Source organism: Mesorhizobium tamadayense, from assembly GCF_003863365.1.
GTDB lineage: Bacteria > Pseudomonadota > Alphaproteobacteria > Rhizobiales > Rhizobiaceae > Mesorhizobium > Mesorhizobium tamadayense.
Map to the genome: position 1 here is coordinate 1 of NZ_RQXT01000176.1, position 1,032 is coordinate 1,032.

The 1,032-nt window shown below is 57.9% G+C and carries 3 protein-coding genes; all 3 read right to left on the minus strand.

Features of this window, described 5'->3' with window-relative positions; translation table 11 throughout:
* The coding region (locus tag EH240_RS37080) for an ATP-binding cassette domain-containing protein (RefSeq protein ID WP_148101187.1) at window positions 1-332 on the minus strand (332 nt) is incomplete at its 3' end.
* Window positions 333-334: 2 nt separating this feature from the next.
* On the minus strand, window positions 335-667 hold the full coding sequence (locus EH240_RS37085; protein ID WP_125007257.1) for a hypothetical protein: 333 nt from the start codon (window positions 665-667) through the stop codon (window positions 335-337).
* Window positions 668-669: 2 nt separating this feature from the next.
* Window positions 670-1,032 (minus strand): carbohydrate ABC transporter permease (locus EH240_RS37090; protein WP_148101188.1); only part of this gene is annotated, 363 nt, incomplete at its 5' end.

Genomic DNA, 1,032 nt, shown 5'->3' on the forward strand with positions numbered 1-1,032 from the left:
GCGCGTTCCTCACGGTTCACACCTGCGACTTTGAGCGGATAACCAATATTGTCCGCCACGGTCATATGCGGATAGAGGCCATAGTTCTGGAACACCATGGCGAGGTCGCGTTTACCCGGCGGCAAATCGTTGACCACACGATCGCCTATGCGGATCTCGCCAGTGCTCGGGTCGTCGAGCCCGGCGATCATGCGCATTGTGGTGGATTTGCCACAGCCAGAGGGCCCGAGCAACACGACGAACTCGCCATCGGCCATGGCGAGCGAGATCTTTTCCACGGCGACAAAGGAGCCCCAAAATTTAGATACGGATGACAACGTTACGGAGGCCAAGATCATATCCCTTCGGGGGCGATGCTACGGACAGCAGTCATAGCTGTGGAGTATTTGTCACGATAAATCGTTGACGGCGATGGTCGGTTTCGGGAACGCCTCCGACGGTCGTTCAGCCCGCATCGAGCAAACTGAAACACCATGAACTCCCGCTCGGGTCGGCCCATGTAGCCGGCGATGTCGGTGCCAAGTGCTAAGGCGCCGATGTCAGTACCGATGAACATATGCATATGCACGTCTGGATCAGAGGGCACCACGTTCAGCTTCTCCAGCCAGTCCCACGTCAGCAAGGCGATCCTGGGCCCAGGAATATCAAAGAGCATGGTATGCGACATGGTCAGCCCTTCACCGCGCCGGCCGTCAGGCCTGCCACGAACTGTCGTTGCAGAAAGAAGAAGACAGCGACCACCGGCATGGAGATCATCACGGATGAGGCCATGAGCTCTCCGTAGCGGATGCCGTACTGGCTGATAAAGTCATTCACTCCAACGGGCAGCGTGCGCATCTCCTTGGTCGAGGTAAAGGAGAGCGCAAAGAGGAACTCCTGCCAGGTGACGATAAGCACAAAGACTGCAGTGGCGACGATGCCCGGCCGGCAAAGCGGCACGATTATCTCGAAGAACGTTCTGAACGGCCCGGCCCCATCGATCGCCGCCGCTTCTTCGAGTGTCAGCGGCAAATTGGCCATGAAGCCACGCAA

What these genes read in the sequence shown, in the direction of transcription:
- EH240_RS37085 (WP_125007257.1), bottom strand. Translation starts at nt 667, where the DNA reads ATGTCGCATACCATGCTCTTTGATATTCCTGGGCCCAGGATCGCCTTG.